This window comes from Nocardioides jejuensis, assembly GCF_004337475.1.
GTDB lineage: Bacteria > Actinomycetota > Actinomycetes > Propionibacteriales > Nocardioidaceae > Nocardioides > Nocardioides jejuensis.
Genome location: NZ_SJZJ01000008.1, coordinates 1 through 14,918 on the forward strand (window position 1 = coordinate 1; position 14,918 = coordinate 14,918).

Annotated in this window: 14 protein-coding genes; 9 read left to right on the top strand and 5 right to left on the bottom strand. The window is 70.7% G+C overall.

Annotated features, from left to right (window positions below):
- On the bottom strand, nucleotides 1-803 hold an 803-nt coding region (locus tag EPD65_RS16425; RefSeq protein WP_207891433.1), incomplete at its 3' end, for a DUF8189 domain-containing protein.
- Between the two features lie 244 nt (nucleotides 804-1,047).
- Between EPD65_RS16425 and EPD65_RS06525 the strand changes: the two genes are divergently transcribed.
- Nucleotides 1,048-1,956, top strand: a complete 909-nt coding sequence (locus EPD65_RS06525) for a hypothetical protein (protein WP_131582395.1) — start codon at nucleotides 1,048-1,050, stop codon at nucleotides 1,954-1,956.
- Here EPD65_RS06525 and EPD65_RS06530 read toward each other — a convergent pair whose 3' ends face one another.
- Nucleotides 1,957-2,469, bottom strand: a complete 513-nt coding sequence (locus EPD65_RS06530; RefSeq protein ID WP_165872912.1) for an RDD family protein — start codon at nucleotides 2,467-2,469, stop codon at nucleotides 1,957-1,959.
- 219 nt (nucleotides 2,470-2,688) lie between these two features.
- On the opposite strand from EPD65_RS06530, the gene EPD65_RS06535 reads away from it, so the two are divergent.
- The 8 genes from EPD65_RS06535 (at nucleotide 2,689) to EPD65_RS06570 (ending at nucleotide 13,000) form a co-directional block, all read left to right on the top strand.
- Complete coding sequence (locus EPD65_RS06535; RefSeq protein WP_243640482.1) at nucleotides 2,689-3,312, top strand: TetR/AcrR family transcriptional regulator; 624 nt, start codon at nucleotides 2,689-2,691, stop codon at nucleotides 3,310-3,312.
- Nucleotides 3,309-4,136: a TIGR03084 family metal-binding protein gene (locus EPD65_RS06540; protein ID WP_131582399.1), complete on the top strand. Its 828-nt coding sequence runs from the start codon at nucleotides 3,309-3,311 to the stop codon at nucleotides 4,134-4,136. The genes EPD65_RS06535 and EPD65_RS06540 overlap by 4 nt, the downstream gene beginning before the upstream one ends.
- Nucleotides 4,133-5,899 carry an acyclic terpene utilization AtuA family protein gene (locus EPD65_RS06545; protein WP_131582401.1) on the top strand — a complete coding sequence of 589 codons (1,767 nt, stop codon included), beginning with the start codon at nucleotides 4,133-4,135 and terminating at the stop codon, nucleotides 5,897-5,899. The genes EPD65_RS06540 and EPD65_RS06545 overlap by 4 nt, the downstream gene beginning before the upstream one ends.
- A complete protein-coding gene (locus EPD65_RS06550) occupies nucleotides 5,896-7,062 on the top strand; it encodes an acyl-CoA dehydrogenase family protein (RefSeq protein WP_243640483.1) in 1,167 nt (388 codons plus the stop codon). Before EPD65_RS06545 ends, EPD65_RS06550 begins: the two co-directional genes overlap by 4 nt.
- 7 nt (nucleotides 7,063-7,069) lie before the next feature.
- Nucleotides 7,070-8,239, top strand: coding sequence for an acyl-CoA dehydrogenase family protein (locus EPD65_RS06555; protein ID WP_243640484.1), 1,170 nt, complete (start codon nucleotides 7,070-7,072; stop codon nucleotides 8,237-8,239).
- Nucleotides 8,240-8,307: 68 nt separating this feature from the next.
- Nucleotides 8,308-9,861, top strand: coding sequence for an acyl-CoA carboxylase subunit beta (locus EPD65_RS06560; protein ID WP_207891437.1), 1,554 nt, complete (start codon nucleotides 8,308-8,310; stop codon nucleotides 9,859-9,861).
- On the top strand, nucleotides 9,858-11,834 hold the full coding sequence (locus EPD65_RS06565) for an acetyl/propionyl/methylcrotonyl-CoA carboxylase subunit alpha (protein ID WP_131582407.1): 1,977 nt from the start codon (nucleotides 9,858-9,860) through the stop codon (nucleotides 11,832-11,834). Before EPD65_RS06560 ends, EPD65_RS06565 begins: the two co-directional genes overlap by 4 nt.
- Entirely contained in the window at nucleotides 11,834-13,000 is a 1,167-nt protein-coding gene (locus tag EPD65_RS06570) for an acyl-CoA dehydrogenase family protein (protein ID WP_131582409.1), read from the top strand. Before EPD65_RS06565 ends, EPD65_RS06570 begins: the two co-directional genes overlap by 1 nt.
- 85 nt (nucleotides 13,001-13,085) lie before the next feature.
- Here the strand turns inward: EPD65_RS06570 and EPD65_RS06575 are convergent, their stop codons facing one another.
- Genes EPD65_RS06575 through EPD65_RS06585 form a run of 3 tightly spaced genes read right to left on the bottom strand, consistent with a single transcriptional unit; the run spans nucleotide 13,086 to nucleotide 14,918 of the window.
- Nucleotides 13,086-13,607, bottom strand: a complete 522-nt coding sequence (locus tag EPD65_RS06575) for a pyrimidine dimer DNA glycosylase/endonuclease V (RefSeq protein ID WP_131582411.1) — start codon at nucleotides 13,605-13,607, stop codon at nucleotides 13,086-13,088.
- A 13-nt stretch (nucleotides 13,608-13,620) separates the two neighbouring features.
- A complete protein-coding gene (locus tag EPD65_RS06580) occupies nucleotides 13,621-14,115 on the bottom strand; it encodes a glutathione peroxidase (protein ID WP_131582413.1) in 495 nt (164 codons plus the stop codon).
- Entirely contained in the window at nucleotides 14,112-14,918 is an 807-nt protein-coding gene (locus tag EPD65_RS06585; RefSeq protein ID WP_131582415.1) for a DUF1295 domain-containing protein, read from the bottom strand. Before EPD65_RS06585 ends, EPD65_RS06580 begins: the two co-directional genes overlap by 4 nt.

The following is a 14,918-nucleotide window of genomic DNA, read 5'->3' on the forward strand; positions in this document are numbered from 1 at the left end:
GAGAACGTCGAGCCGTTGAGGGCGAAGAGCTCGAGCCGGCCATCGGCGTTCGGGACCAGGCTGAGCTTGGCGTCCGTCGGGCCACCGATGAGGGACCAGGTCGACCACGTGCCGTTCACCTGGTTCTGCCACGCGTGGTAGATGCCGTTGGAGGCAGCCGCGAAGGTCTCGAGTCGCCCGTCAGCCGAGCGGGCGGAGACGATCCGGCCCGCCTCGAACGACGAGCCGGTCGACGAGGTGGACCCGCCGCCGTCGTTCATGACCTTCTTGTAGCGGTAGGGCTGCGCGGTGAGGGAGCCGACCTGGAAGCCCTTGGACTCGGTGGTCCGGATCGCGCCGGCGCCGCCCTGCTCCTCGAGGCTGTTGAAGACGGTGTGCTCGGGGTTGGCCCAGCCGTTGAAGATGACGACGTGGCCGTTGTCGCCGCCCGAGCCCGCGCCGAGGGTGCCGACGATGTCTCCCGGCAGGAGTTGCTCCCATCCGATCGGGTCGAGGAACGCCGGCAGGCCCTCGGTGTTGGGCTGCTGGCCCAGGTGCAGCGCCATGTCGACGAAGCCTGAGCAGTCGTTGCGGTACGCCGCCCCCTGCGGGTCGGTGTAGCCCTGCGTGCACTGGCAGTAGGGCACGTGCTGGTCGATCCAGGTCTGGGCCCGCGACAGGATCTCGGTCCGGGTGATCGGGCCGTCGACGGCCGAAGCCGCCTCGGCGTGCGGCGTGGTGCTCTGGGTGATCGGCGCGACGAAGCCGAGGGTGAGGAGCGACAGGGCCACGCCCTGTGCGTAGCGGATGGAGCGGATCGGCATTTCTTCTCCTGAGAGGCGGCAGTCCAGGCCGCGGCGGACGAGTCAGGTGACCCGTCCGCCGTCCCCCTCGGCCCGTCGGGGAGAAGGCAAGCGGAGCGTGACCCAGCCCACAAGTCGCCGCAGTCGCGGAACTGTTCAGAACGGCGTTCATGCAGGTCAGCGGGCAAATGGGACGTTTGTTCAGAGGTGCGCATTTCGCTGGTAGGTTGCTCCGCGCTGACGGGCCAGAGCGAGGAGATCCACGGTGACTGCAGGCGTTCAGACCCGTTTGACGCAGGCACGTTCCTGGGCGGACTACCAGGCACTGCTCCGTTCGCTGCACGTCGAGTGCGGCACGCCGAAGTACGACGCGGTCTCGGCCCGCGGAGGCCTGCCGAAGTCGGCGGTCTCCGGCCTGATCGGCCGCAATCCGCAGCGGCGACCGACCGAGTCGGCGTCCCTGCGTTTCGTCGCCGCGTGCCTCGCGCACGCCGGCGTCGCCCCCGATCTGGCAGCCGTGCAGGTCGAGGAGTGGCGCACGGCGTGGCGCCGGCTTGCGACCCTGGACGAGGCGGGCGGTCACGTGGAGCGGCCGACGCACGCCGCACCTGTGGCGACGCGCGCTGTCCCGACTCCGGTCGGCCGTCGCTGGTCGAAGCTGCGCTGGAGCGTGACGGTGGGTGTTGCCGCGCTGGCCTGCGTGGCGGCGTTCGTGCTGGGTGCGGTGGTGTGGCAGCAGTTCGCCCCCGCCGGGCACCCCGCAGCATTCGCCGCGGCCGATGCGCACCCCGCGGCGGACGCCCCCGCGACGGCGTCCCGCGGGGGCTGCACGCCGGGCCAGGCCCGGATCCCCGACGCGCGGCTGAAGCGCAAGTGGGACGGCGTCTTCCTCTGCGAGAACGACCGCTCGCTGATGTACCGCTGGCCCACCGTCGACGGGATGCCGACCGCCGTCCTGCGGACCAGCCCGAGCTGGTTCATCTGCTGGACCCGCGGCCAGGAGGTCGGCGGCGACGACGTCTGGTACTACACGCAGGGCGACGACCCGCTGACGGATCCGCCCATCCCGTCGACGTGGGGCTTCCTGCCCGCGTCGTCCGTGCACTCGGCCGCGCACCCGGCGGCAGGGCTCACCCGCCAGTGCACCTTCCCGACGGAGCCCGCGCCCCGCTGATCAGACGCGCTTCACGACCACCGTGCTGAGGATCTTGTCCGTCAGCGTCTGCACCTTCGGCTGGTCCCACAGCGGCCACAGGTAGTCGAGGTAGAGCGCCTCGTTGATCAGGCCGTGCAGGAGCATCCGGCCCAGGCAGGAGCCCCAGCCGGGAGCGGCGCCGGTCTGCTCGTTGACGACCCAGATGCCGACGCGCGCCTTGCCGTACGTCTGTCCCGTGCGGCCCTGGCGGATGACGTAGTTGTTGATCGAGCGCCAGAGCGACCAGCAGGTCGCGGCGACCATGAGTCCGATGCCGGCGCAGAAGAGCGAGACGGCGGGCACGGAGACGGAGTCCTCATCGAACATGCTCCCGCCGATACCCAGCGGGATGATCGCCAGGAACATCAGCACGACCGGCGGCAGGTTGTAGACGAGGTCCCACAGCCAGGCGCGGGCGCGGTCGCCCCAGGTCGCGTACGACGAGGTCGGCTGCGGCGTGGGGGCGGCGTACGGCACGGAGGCGTCGGTCATGCCTGCATCCTGCATCACCGGCAGGGCGTGGCACTCCGCATCCGTGGAGATGCGGCGCCAAGTACGGCAGCAGCGGCCAGTCGGGGCTGGCATTCCGGACAACGCGCCGCAAGGCGCCCGGCGACGACGTTGGTCTGCCGTGGTTGGCGCCGCCGCCTCCCGCAAAACTCACTTAAAGACAGGCTTGACTGTTTCTTTCATGGGGGACAGGCTGTACCCGTGAGCCAGGAGACCGCCACCCAGCACGCGCGCGTGCCGCAGGAGGAGCGCACGCGTCTGATGCGGGCCCGCCTCCTCGAGGCGACGATCCAGTGCCTGGTCGACGCGGGATTCGCCGGCACGTCGACCACCCTCGTCTCGAAGATCGCCGGCGTCAGCCGGGGCGCGCAGCTGCACCACTTCCCGACGAAGAACGACCTCGTCGTCGCGGCGGTGCGCCACCTCTACGACCAGCGGGCGGCGGAGTTCGAGGCGGCCCAGCGCGACCTCCCCGTGGGGGAGGGCCGCACCCGCGCCGTCCTCGGCGCGCTCGCGGAGTACGTCACCTCGCCGTTCTTCACCGCGGCGCTCGAGCTGTGGGTGGCTGCCCGCAGTGACGAGCAGCTGCTGGCGGCGGTGGCGCCGCTCGAGATCGAGACCGGCCGCGGCCTGCACCGGATCGCTGTCGACCTGTTGCAGGTCGACGAGACGCGCCCCGGCGTACGCGAGCTCGTCCAGGCCACGCTCGACCTGCTGCGCGGCCTCGGCCTCGCCAACACGCTCGGCGACGACTCCCGTCGCCGGGCACGGATCCTCGACCAGTGGGCCCAGACCCTCGACCGCGAACTGAAGGAGCTCGGATGAACGCCGTGCTGGACGGGGTCCTCGCGGACCTCCAGGCGGAGAGCGCGTACGTCGAGTCGCTGCTCGCCGACCTCGACGAGGCGGGCTGGCGCACCGCGACCCCGGCCGAGGGCTGGGACGTCGCGACCACGATCGCGCACCTGCTGTGGACCGACGAGTCGTCGGTGAAGGCGGTCGCCGGCACCCTGCTCGTCAACGGCGACGCCGACAAGGAGCCGTGGGACGCGCTCGTGCTGGACGCCTTCGGTGACCCGACGGGCTTCGTCGACACCGCCGCCCTGACCATCGCCAAGACGCACACGGGCGCCGAGCTGCTGGCCCGCTGGCAGGAGTCGAAGGCCGCCCTCGCCGATGCGCTCCGCAGCGTCCCTGACGGCCAGAAGCTGATGTGGTTCGGTCCGCCGATGGCGCCCGCGAGCATGGCGACCGCGCGACTCATGGAGACCTGGGCGCACGGCCTCGACGTCGCCGACGCCGTCGGTGCCCCGCACTCGGTCACCGACCGGATCCGGCACGTCGCCAGCATCGGCTTCCGCACCCGCAACTTCGCCTTCGCGCAGAACGGCCTCGAGGCGCCGGCCGAGCCGATCCGGCTCGAGCTCGTGCTGCCGTCCGGCGAGACCTGGATCGCAGGGCCGGAGGACGCCACGCAGACCGTCACCGGGTCGGCGTACGACTTCGCGGCGCTGGCCACCCAGCGCGTGCACCGCGACGACACCGACCTGGTCGCCACCGGCCCCGACGCGGAGACGTGGCTGACCATCGCCCAGGCGTTCGCCGGCCCCGCCGGCGGCGGCCGAGCACCCAAGGGAGAGAACGCATGAGTCTCGACAAGCTCGACCAGCGTGTGGCCCGCATCGGCAACTGCTCCGGCTTCTACGGCGACCGCCTGTCGGCGTTCCGGGAGATGCTCGAGGGCGGTCCGCTCGACTACCTGACCGGCGACTACCTCGCCGAGCTGACCATGCTGATCCTCGGCAAGGACACCTTCAAGGACCCGAACCTCGGCTATGCCCGCACCTTCGTGCGGCAGGCGGAGGACGCCCTCGGCCTCGCGCTCGAGAAGGGCGTCAAGGTCGTCGTCAACGCCGGCGGCATCAACCCGAAGGGCCTCGCGGAGAAGCTCGCCGAGGTCAGCAACGGCCTCGGCCTCGCCCCGAAGATCGCGTACGTCGCGGGCGACGACATCCGCAGCCAGACGGAGGCGCTGGGCCTGGCCCACCCGACGTACGGCAACCCGCTGACGGCCAACGCCTACCTCGGCGCCTTCGGCATCGCGAGCGCCCTCGACAAGGGCGCCGATCTGGTCGTCACCGGCCGCGTGACCGACGCGAGCGTCGTCGTCGGACCGGCCATCCACCACCACGGCTGGACCCCCGAGTCGTACGACGAGCTGGCTGGCGCCGTCATCGCGGGCCACATCATCGAGTGCGGCACGCAGGCCGTCGGCGGCAACTTCTCCGGCTTCCTGGAGCTGCCGGCCGAGGCGCGGAGCAGGCCGTTCGGGTTCCCGATCGCGGAGATCGCCGCGGACGGCAGCATGGTGATCACCAAGCACGACGGCACGGGCGGTGCGGTCACGGTCGACACCGTCACCGCGCAGCTCGTCTACGAGATCCAGACGACGAAGTACCTCAACCCCGACGTGACCGTGGACCTCACCACGATGCGCCTCGAGCAGGAGGCGCCCGACCGGGTCAAGGTCACCGGCGTCACCGGCACCCTGCCGCCGGCGAAGCTGAAGGCCTGCCTCAACTACTTCGCCGGCTACCGCAACTCCATGGAGCTGATCCTCAGCGGCCTCAACGTCGAGGCGAAGGCGGCCTGGGTCCGCGAGCAGGTCGAGCGGGCATGGGGCGAGGACGGCCCGGCGCGGGTCGTCTGGTCCGACGTCATCCAGCCCGACACGGACGCCGACAGCCAGGAGGCGGCCTCCGCGCTGCTGCGAATCACCGCGTTCGACAACGACGCCACCAAGGTCGCCAAGGGCTTCACCGGTCCGGTCATCGAGCAGGTCCTCGGCTCCTACCCGGGCTTCGCCCCGATGCGGATGCCCGGTGCCGGCACGGCGTACGGCGTCTACACCCCGGCGTACATCGAGCGGGACGTCGTCGAGCACACCGTGGTCCACCACGACGGCTCCGTCGAGGTCATCGCCGACCCGGCGACCGACCCCGCTCCGCTCGACAAGAGCATCGGCCTGCGCCCGTCGCCGTACCCCTCGCCGGCGGACACGCTGACCCGACGGGTGCCGCTCGGCACGTTCGTCCACGGGCGCTCGGGCGACAAGGGCGGCGACGCCAACATCGGCCTCTGGGTGAAGAACGACGGCCACCCGAAGTACGCCGAGCGCGTCACGTGGCTGACCAAGTACCTCAGCCCGCGCAAGGTGCGCGAGCTGATCCCCGAGGCTGCCGACCTCGACATCGAGGTCTACCCGCTGCCCAACCTGGGCGGCGTCAACATCCTCATCCACGGCCTCCTCGACGAGGGCGTGGCTGCCACCGCACGTTTCGACCCGCAGGCCAAGGGCCTCGCGGAATGGGTTCGTGGCCGGACGGCCACGATCGAAGGGAGCCTTCTGTGAGCTGGTCGCCGACCTCGGGGTTCAACGAGGACCAGATCGCCCTCAAGCAGAGCGCCAAGGCGTTCGCCGAGCGTGAGCTGATGCCGCACATGGACGACTGGGAGCGCGCGGGCGAGGTGCCGCGCGAGATCCAGAAGAAGGTCGCCCAGGCGGGTCTGCTCGCGGTCGGCTTCCCGGAGCGCGTCGGCGGCGACGGTGGCAACCTCTTCGACAACCTGGCCCTGCAGGAGGGCTTCATGGAGGCCGGCGTCTCGGGTGGCGCCCTCACCGCGATCTTCACGCACGGCATCGCCCTGCCGCACATCGCGCGCAACGGCTCGCAGGAGCTCATCGACACCTGGGTCAAGCCGACGCTCGCCGGCGACCTGATCGGCTCCCTCGGCATCACCGAGCCGGGTGCCGGATCGGACGTCGCGGGCATCACCACCCGTGCGGTCCGCGACGGCGACGAGTGGGTCATCAACGGCGCGAAGATGTTCATCAGCTCGTCGGTCCGCGGTGACTTCGTCACGGTCGCGTGCCGCACGGCCGACACCGGTGCGCACGGCATCTCGCTGATCGTCGTCCCCAAGGGCACGCCCGGCTACACGGTCTCCCGCAAGCTCGACAAGATGGGCTGGCTCGCCTCCGACACCGGCGAGCTGTCGTTCGTCGACGTCCGCGTGCCGATCACCAACCTCGTCGGCCAGGAGAACCACGGCTTCTACTACATCGCCGACCAGTTCGTCACCGAGCGGATCGGCCTCGCCCTGCAGGGCTACGGCCACGCGATCCGGTGCCTCAACCTGACGGCCGAGTACGTCGCCCAGCGCACGGCGTTCGGCAAGCCGCTCAACGCCAACCAGGTGGTCCGCGCGAAGCTCGTCGAGATGCGCCGGCAGACCGAGGTGGCCCGCACCTACACACTCGAGGTCGCCCGCCGGTACGCCGCGGGGGAGTCCGTCGTGGCGGAGGCCTGCATGGCCAAGCAGACCGCGGTCGAGGCCGGCTGCTGGGTCGCCGACGCGGCCGTCCAGCTCCACGGCGGCATGGGCTACATGCGCGAGACCGAGGTCGAGCGCCACTACCGCGACGTACGCCTGCTGCCCATCGGGGGTGGCGCAACGGAGGTCCTGACCGATCTCGCCGCTCGCCTCCTCGGCTACGCGCCGGACAAGAAGTGAAGCCCTCGTGACGTACTCACCCACCCACGGCTGGACGCCGGAGCAGCTGGCGCTCAAGCAGTCGGCGATGGCGTTCACGCGACGCGAGGTGCTCCCGCACCTCGACAGCTGGGAGCGCGCCGGCGAGATCCCGCGTGAGCTCCAGAAGAAGCTCGCGCACGCGGGGCTGCTGGCCGTGGGGGTGCCCGAGGATGTCGGGGGAGACGGCGGCACGCTGCTCGACGTCTCGGCCATCCAGGAGGGCTTCATGGAGGCCGGCTGGTCCGGCGGCCTCATGGCGAGCGCGTTCACCCACGGCATCTCGGTGCCGCACGTCTACCAGAACGGCACGCCGGAGCAGGTCGACCGGTGGGTCCGGCCGGTGCTCGCGGGCGATGCGATCAGCTCGCTCGCCATCACCGAACCGGGCACCGGCTCCGACGTCGCGGGCATCACCACGCGCGCCGTCCGCGACGGCGACGAGTGGGTCATCAACGGCGCGAAGACCTTCATCACCAGCTCGGTGCGCGGTGACTGGGTCGTCACGGTCTGTCGCACGTCGGACGCCGGTGCCCATGGCCTGTCGCTGATCGTCGTACCGCACGGCACGCCGGGCTTCACGGTCTCCCGCAAGCTCGAGAAGATGGGCTGGCTCGCCTCCGACACCGGCGAGCTCTCCTACGTGGACGTGCGGGTGCCGGTCGGCAACCTGATCGGCGCGGAGAACGCGGCGTTCTACTACATCGCCCAGAACTTCGTCACCGAGCGGATCTTCCTCGCGCTGCTGGGCTACGGCCATGCGCTGCGCTGCCTCAACCTGACCTCGGAGTACGCCGCGCAGCGCACGGCGTTCGGCAAGCCGCTCCACGCCAACCAGGTGGTCCGCGCGAAGCTGGTCGAGATGCGGCGTCAGGTCGAGGTCGCCCGCGCCTACACGCTCGAGGTGGCCCGGCGGTTCGACGCCGGCGAGGACGTCATCGCCGAGGCCTGCATGGCCAAGCAGACCGCGGTCGACGCCGCGGTCTGGGTCGCTGACGCGGCCGTCCAGCTGCACGGCGGCATGGGATACATGCGCGAGACCGAGGTCGAGCGCCACTACCGCGACGTACGGATCCTGCCCATCGGGGGCGGCGCGACCGAGGTGCTCACCGACCTCGCCGCGCGCCTCCTCGGCTACGCACCGGAGAAGAAGGCATGACTACTGAGACACCCGAAGCACCCGCACCCGAGCAGGAGCTGACGCAGGAGCAGAGCCGGCGCCGGGCGATGCTCGCGAAGATCGCGCACATCGACGAGCAGAACCAGAAGGCCGTCAACGCCGGTGGCAAGTACATCGCCCGCCACCACGAACGCGGCAAGCTCACCGCCCGCGAGCGGATCGAGCTGCTGGTCGACGAGGGGTCGGCGTTCCTCGAGCTGATGCCGCTGGCCGGCTGGGGCTCCGACTTCGCCGTCGGTGCCTCGATGGTCACGGGCATCGGCGTCGTCGAGGGCGTCGAGTGCATGATCGTCGCCAACGACCCGACGGTGAAGGGTGGCGCCCTCAACCCGATGTCGCTGCGCAAGTCGTTCCGCGCGGCGGAGATCGCCGAGCGCAACTGGCTGCCGACGATCAACCTGACCGAGTCCGGTGGCGCCGACCTGCCCACGCAGAAGGACATCTTCATCCCAGGCGGCAAGGGCTTCCGCGACCTCACGCGTGCCTCCGCCCGCAAGCAGCCGACCATCTCGGTCGTCTTCGGCAACTCGACCGCGGGCGGCGCGTACGTCCCCGGCATGAGCGACTACGTGATCATGGTCAAGGAGCAGGCGAAGGTCTTCCTGGCCGGCCCGCCGCTGGTGAAGATGGCGACCGGCGAGGAGTCCGACGACGAGTCGCTCGGCGGCGCCGAGATGCACTCGCGCATCTCCGGCTCGTCCGACTTCCTCGCCCTCGACGAGCGCGACGCCCTGCGCCTCGCGCGCCGATGCGTCGCCCGCCTCAACTGGCGCAAGAAGGGCACCCCGCCCGACCCGACGTCGTACGCCGAGCCGGATCTGGATCCGGAGGAGCTGCTCGACCTCTTCCCGGAGGACCTCAAGGAGCCGTTCGACCCGCGCGACGCGATCCTGCGCATCGTCGACGGGACATCGGCCACCAACGGCCAGGCGTTCGACGAGTTCAAGCCGCTCTACGGCTCGGCACTGGTCACCGGCTGGGCGACGCTGCACGGCCACCCGATCGGCATCATCGCCAACGCCCGCGGCGTCCTGATGAGCGAGGAGGCGCAGAAGGCTGCCCAGTTCATCCAGCTGGCGAACCAGAAGGACACCCCGCTCCTCTTCCTGCACAACACCACCGGCTACATGGTCGGCGCGGAGTACGAGCAGGGCGGCATCATCAAGCACGGCGCCCAGATGATCAACGCCGTCTCCAACTCCAAGGTCCCGCACCTCACCGTGATCATGGGAGCGTCGTTCGGTGCTGGCAACTACGGCATGAACGGTCGTGCCTACGATCCGCGCTTCCTCTTCACCTGGCCGTCGGCCAAGTCCGCGGTGATGGGGCCGGCGCAGCTCGCCGGCGTCATGGAGATCGTGGCCCGCGAGTCCGCGGAGAAGAAGGGGATGCCGTGGAACCAGGAGGAGTTCGACGGGATCAAGGCCTTCGTCATGCAGATGGTCGAGGACCAGTCGCTCCCGGAGTTCCTCTCCGGCCTCGTGTACGACGACGGCGTCATCGACCCGCGTGACACCCGGACGGTGCTGGGCATCTGCCTCTCCGTCATCGACAACCAGCCGATCGAGGGCGCCATGAACTTCGGAGTGTTCCGCCTGTGATTACACGTCTCCTCGTCGCGAACCGGGGCGAGATCGCCCGCCGCGTCTTCCGCACCTGCCGCGAGCTCGGCATCGACACCGTCGCGGTCTTCTCGTCCGCGGACGAAGGCATGCCCTTCGTCCGGGACGCGGACCAGGCCGTCCACCTTCCCGGCAACACCCCGGCCGAGACCTACCTCCGCGGTGACCTCGTGATCGCCGCTGCCCTGGCGGCCGGCGCGGACGCGATCCACCCGGGCTACGGCTTCCTCTCGGAGAACGCCGCGTTCGCGCGCGCCGTCGTCGACGCCGGCCTGACCTGGGTCGGACCCGCGCCGGAGTCGATCGAGTCGATGGGCTCGAAGATCGAGTCCAAGAAGCTGATGTCGAGTGCCGGTGTCCCCGTGCTCGGCTCGCTCACGGCCGACTCCGCCACCGAGGCTGACCTGCCGCTGCTGGTGAAGGCGTCCGCCGGTGGTGGCGGGCGCGGCATGCGCATCGTCCGCTCGCTCGGCGAGCTGGCCGGCGAGATCGACAAGGCCGCGTCCGAGGCGGCCTCGGCGTTCGGAGACGGCACCGTCTTCGTCGAGCCCTACATCCAGACGGGCCGCCACATCGAGGTTCAGATCGTCGGCACCGCCGACGGCGCGATCGTCTTCGGCGAGCGCGACTGCTCGGTGCAGCGCCGTCACCAGAAGGTGATCGAGGAGGCCCCGGCCCCCGCGCTCCGCGATGCGACCCGCAAGGCGCTGCACGACGCGGCGCGGCTGGCCGCCGAGGCGATCGACTACCGCGGCGCGGGCACGGTCGAGTTCCTCTACGACGTGGCCAAGGACCGCTTCTACTTCCTGGAGATGAACACCCGCCTCCAGGTCGAGCACCCGGTCACCGAGGCGGTCTACGGCGTCGACCTGGTCGCGCTGCAGATCGCCGTCGCCGAGGGTCGTTCGTTGGCTGATGTCACGGTGGGGGAGCCGCAGGGCCACGCCATCGAGGTCCGGCTCTACGCCGAGGACCCGGCCAACGGCTACCAGCCGCAGTCGGGCGCCATCACCCGCTTCGAGCTGCCCGGTGTGGTGTCGGAGTTCGAGACCGTCCGCCACGGCATCCGGCTCGACTCCGGCGTCGGTGCAGGCGACGAGATCGGCACGTTCTACGACGCGATGATCGCCAAGGTGATCGCCTTCGCGCCGACCCGTGAGCAGGCGCTGCGCCAGCTCGCCGGGTCGCTCGCGAAGGCCGAGCTGCACGGTCTGAAGACCAACCGCGATCTGCTGGTCAACCTGCTCCGCTCGTCCACTGTCGTGGACGCCACGATGGACACCACGTGGCTCGACGGTGCGGACCTGGCCGTCCTCGGAGCTCCCGTTGGTGGCGCGGACGCCATCCCGCTCTCGGGCTTCTCGGCCGCTGTCGCGCTGGCCGAGCGCGCGCGTCTCGACGCCCCGGTGCAGAGCCGGATCCCCGCCGGCTTCCGCAACGTCGTCTCGCAGCCGCAGGTCACCACCTTCCTCATCGGGGACGACGAGCTGGCAGTCGGCTGGTACGGCGGGCGGTCCTTCCGCTCCGCCGACGTCGACGGTGTCGTGGTGGTCGCAGCAGGGCCGGACGCGGTCACTCTCGAGCACGGCGGTGTCCGTCGTACCTTCGCGGTGTCGGTGGTCGGTGACCACGTCGACGTCGAGTCCTCGCTCGGCCACGTCGCGCTGACCCGCAAGCCCCGCTTCGTGGACCCGTCCACCCAGGTCGCCGCGGGTTCGCTGCTCGCGCCGATGCCGGGTTCGGTCGTGGCGGTCCACGCGGCCGTCGGCGACGCGGTCACCGAGGGCCAGCCGCTGCTGGTCATGGAGGCCATGAAGATGCAGCACACCATCGCCGCGCCGTACGCCGGCGTGGTCACCGAGCTCGACGTCACCGTCGGGCAGCAGGTCGAGGCCGGCGCCGTGCTGGCCATCGTCGAATCCGACAGCACCGACTCCGAGGAGGAGAACTGATGAGCACGATGTTCACCGAGCCCGAGGAGCGCGTGGCCCTGCGCGAGGCGGTCGCGAAGCTGGCCGGCAAGTACGGCCGTGAGTTCGTCGAGAAGCAGGCGGCGACCGGCGGCAAGATGACCGACATGTGGCTCGAGATGGGCCGCAACGGCTTCCTCGGCGTCAACCTCCCCGAGGAGTACGGCGGCGGTGGCGGCGGCATGAGCGACCTCGCCGCGGTGCTCGAGGAGGCCGCGGCCGCAGGTGCCCCGCTGCTGATGATGGTGGTCAGCCCGGCGATCGTCGGCTCGATCATCGCCCGCTGCGGCACCGAGGCCCAGAAGAAGCAGTGGATCCCGCAGATCGCCTCCGGTGAGGTGACGGCGGCGTTCGGCATCACCGAGGCGGACGCCGGATCCAACGCCCACAACATCACCACGACTGCCTCGCGCGATGGCGACGAGTGGGTGCTCAACGGAAGCAAGACCTTCATCTCGGGCGTCGACGAGGCGCAGGTGATCCTGATCGTCTCCCGCACCGAGGACGCCAAGACCGGCAAGCTCAAGCCGGCGCTCTTCATCGTGCCGACCGATGCTCCGGGCCTGACCCGGCAGGTCATCCCGATGGCCTGGAAGGCGCCGGAGAAGCAGTTCACGCTCTTCCTCGACAACGTCCGGGTCCCGGCCGACGCGCTCGTAGGTGACGAGGACGGCGGCCTGTGGCAGCTCTTCGCCGGCCTCAACCCCGAGCGGATCATGGGCGCGGCGATGTCCTGCGGTCTGGCCCGCTACGCCCTCGACAAGGCGGTGGAGTACGCCAAGGTCCGCTCGGTCTTCAAGGATGTCCCGATCGGCGCCCACCAGGGAATCGCGCACCCGCTCGCGAAGATCAAGATCGAGCTCGAGCAGGCCCGCCTGCTCTGGCAGAAGGCGGCCGCGCTCTACGACGCCGGCGACGACTTCGCTGCCGGCGAGTACGCCAACATGGCCAAGTACGCCGGCGGCGAGATCTCCTGCAACGCCACGGATGTCGCGGTGCAGACCCATGGCGGCAACGGCATGACCGAGGAGTACGGCCTGGCCAACCTCCTGGTCGCCTCCCGCCTGGGCCGGATCGCCCCGGTGAGCCGCGAGATGATCCTCAACTTCGTCGCGATGCACTCGCTGGGTCTGCCGAAGTCCTACTGATCGCCCCCGCTGTAACGCGGTGTTCTCGTCGCGTGTGCGCCTCTGCAGCGGCGCCGAGGCTACGAGAACACCGCGTTACAGCTGCTCACTGGCGGCGGGTGACCGGCCAGAGTCCGTCCGGGTCGGGTACGTCGGTCCAGCCGAGGCGGCCGTACCAGTCCGGGTCCTTGGCCAGCAGCGTCGCGCGATGGGCAGCGTGGAAGCGGTCGCTGCCGAGCCACGCGGGCTGCGCGGGGTCGTCGTCGGCGTGCCCGGTGGCCTCGAGCAGGAACGCGGTCTTCTCCGCGCAGGTGTCGCGGTAGCCGCGGCCGGTCCACTCCGCGCAGATCGCCTCTTGATACGCACCGAGCGCGGCGAGATGCCCGCTCCACATGAGGACCGCCGGATGGTGTGACCAGCCGCCAACCGCCCGCGCCTCGAGGTGCCACTCCGCAGGCGGCAGGGGCACCGCGCGCGCCGCCCCCTCCTTCCGGGCGGAGCTCACCAGCCGGAAGCCGGTCAGGACCTGGAGGATCTGGAGCGTCTCCACGCGCTGCTTCCCGAGGCGCTGCCGGTCCAGCACGGCCGCGCTCCCGGCGTACGACGGATACGGGAGGAAGGTCTGCATGCGGAGGACGACGTTAGTCGAGCCGGTGCTCGGCCAGGGCTGCCTCGATCCGCGGCGCGATGCTGGCGGGCGTCGTGGAGCTGCCGTAGCGGGCGAGCACGGTGCCGTCGCGGTCGATGAGGAACTTCGTGAAGTTCCAGCGGATCTTCCGACCGAGCAGGCCGGGGCGTGCGTGGGTGAGCCAACGGAAGAGCGGATGGGCGGTCGACCCGTTGACGTCGACCTTGGCGAACATGGGAAAGCCCACGCCGTAGTTCCGTGCGCAGAAGGCGCCGATCTCGGCCTCCGTGCCGGGCTCCTGGGCTCCGAACTGGTTGCAGGGAAAGCCGAGCACGGTGAAGCCCCGGTCCCCGAACGTGTCCTGGAGCTCCTGCAGGCCGGCGAACTGCGGGGTGAAGCCGCACTGCGAGGCGGTGTTGACGACCAGCACCAACTGCCCGGCGTACGACGAGAGCGGCTGCTGCTGGCCGCCCAGCGTGGTGGCGGTGAAGTCGGCGAGGGTCGTCATCGAGCCTCCCGGGGTCCGCGCCCGGTGTGCCGTGGCGGCCGGGGCAGGAACATGCTGGTGCGGGAGGCGTACTCCGCCCAGCCGGGCCGGCCCTCCATGTGCCGGTCGAGGAGCCGGGCGCCCGTGGCGAAGACGAGGAAGTAGGTCATGGCGAGCGGGGCGACGACGGTGAGCAGCGACCACGGCGTGGTGAGGGAGACCAGCCAGATGCCCCACCAGACGCAGGCGTCGCCGAAGTAGTTCGGGTGCCGGGTCCACGACCAGAGCCCGCGGTCCATGATCAGCCCGCGGTTGGCCGGGTCCGCCTTGAACCGGGCCAGCTGGGCGTCCCCGACGGCTTCGAAGGAGACGCCCAGCAGCCAGAGCGCCACGCCGGCGGCGGCCATGGGGGGCCAGCCTCCGGTGGTCACCGCGGCGACGGTGACCGGCAGTCCCACCAGTACGACTGCGGCGCCCTGCGTCACCCAGACCTTGACCGCCCGCTGGAGAGGGCTCGCCCCGGCGAGCATCGCGGTGTAGCGCGGGTCCTCGCCGTGGCCGCTGTTGCGGCGGTGCATGTGCCACGACAGCCGGCTGCCCCACACCGCCACGAGGACGACCAGCAGCCAGCGCCGCCACGACTCGCCCGTGTCGAGGGCGGCCCCGCCGGCGGCGGCGACCAGGGCGACCGCGGCGAGGGCCAGCCCCCACGTGGTGTCGACGACCGAGTAGCGGCCCGCGCGGCGGGCGGCGTACGCAGTCAGCGCCATCGCCGCGGCCACGACCAGGACCTCGACCGCGAGCACCTGCAGCAGCTCGGTCAT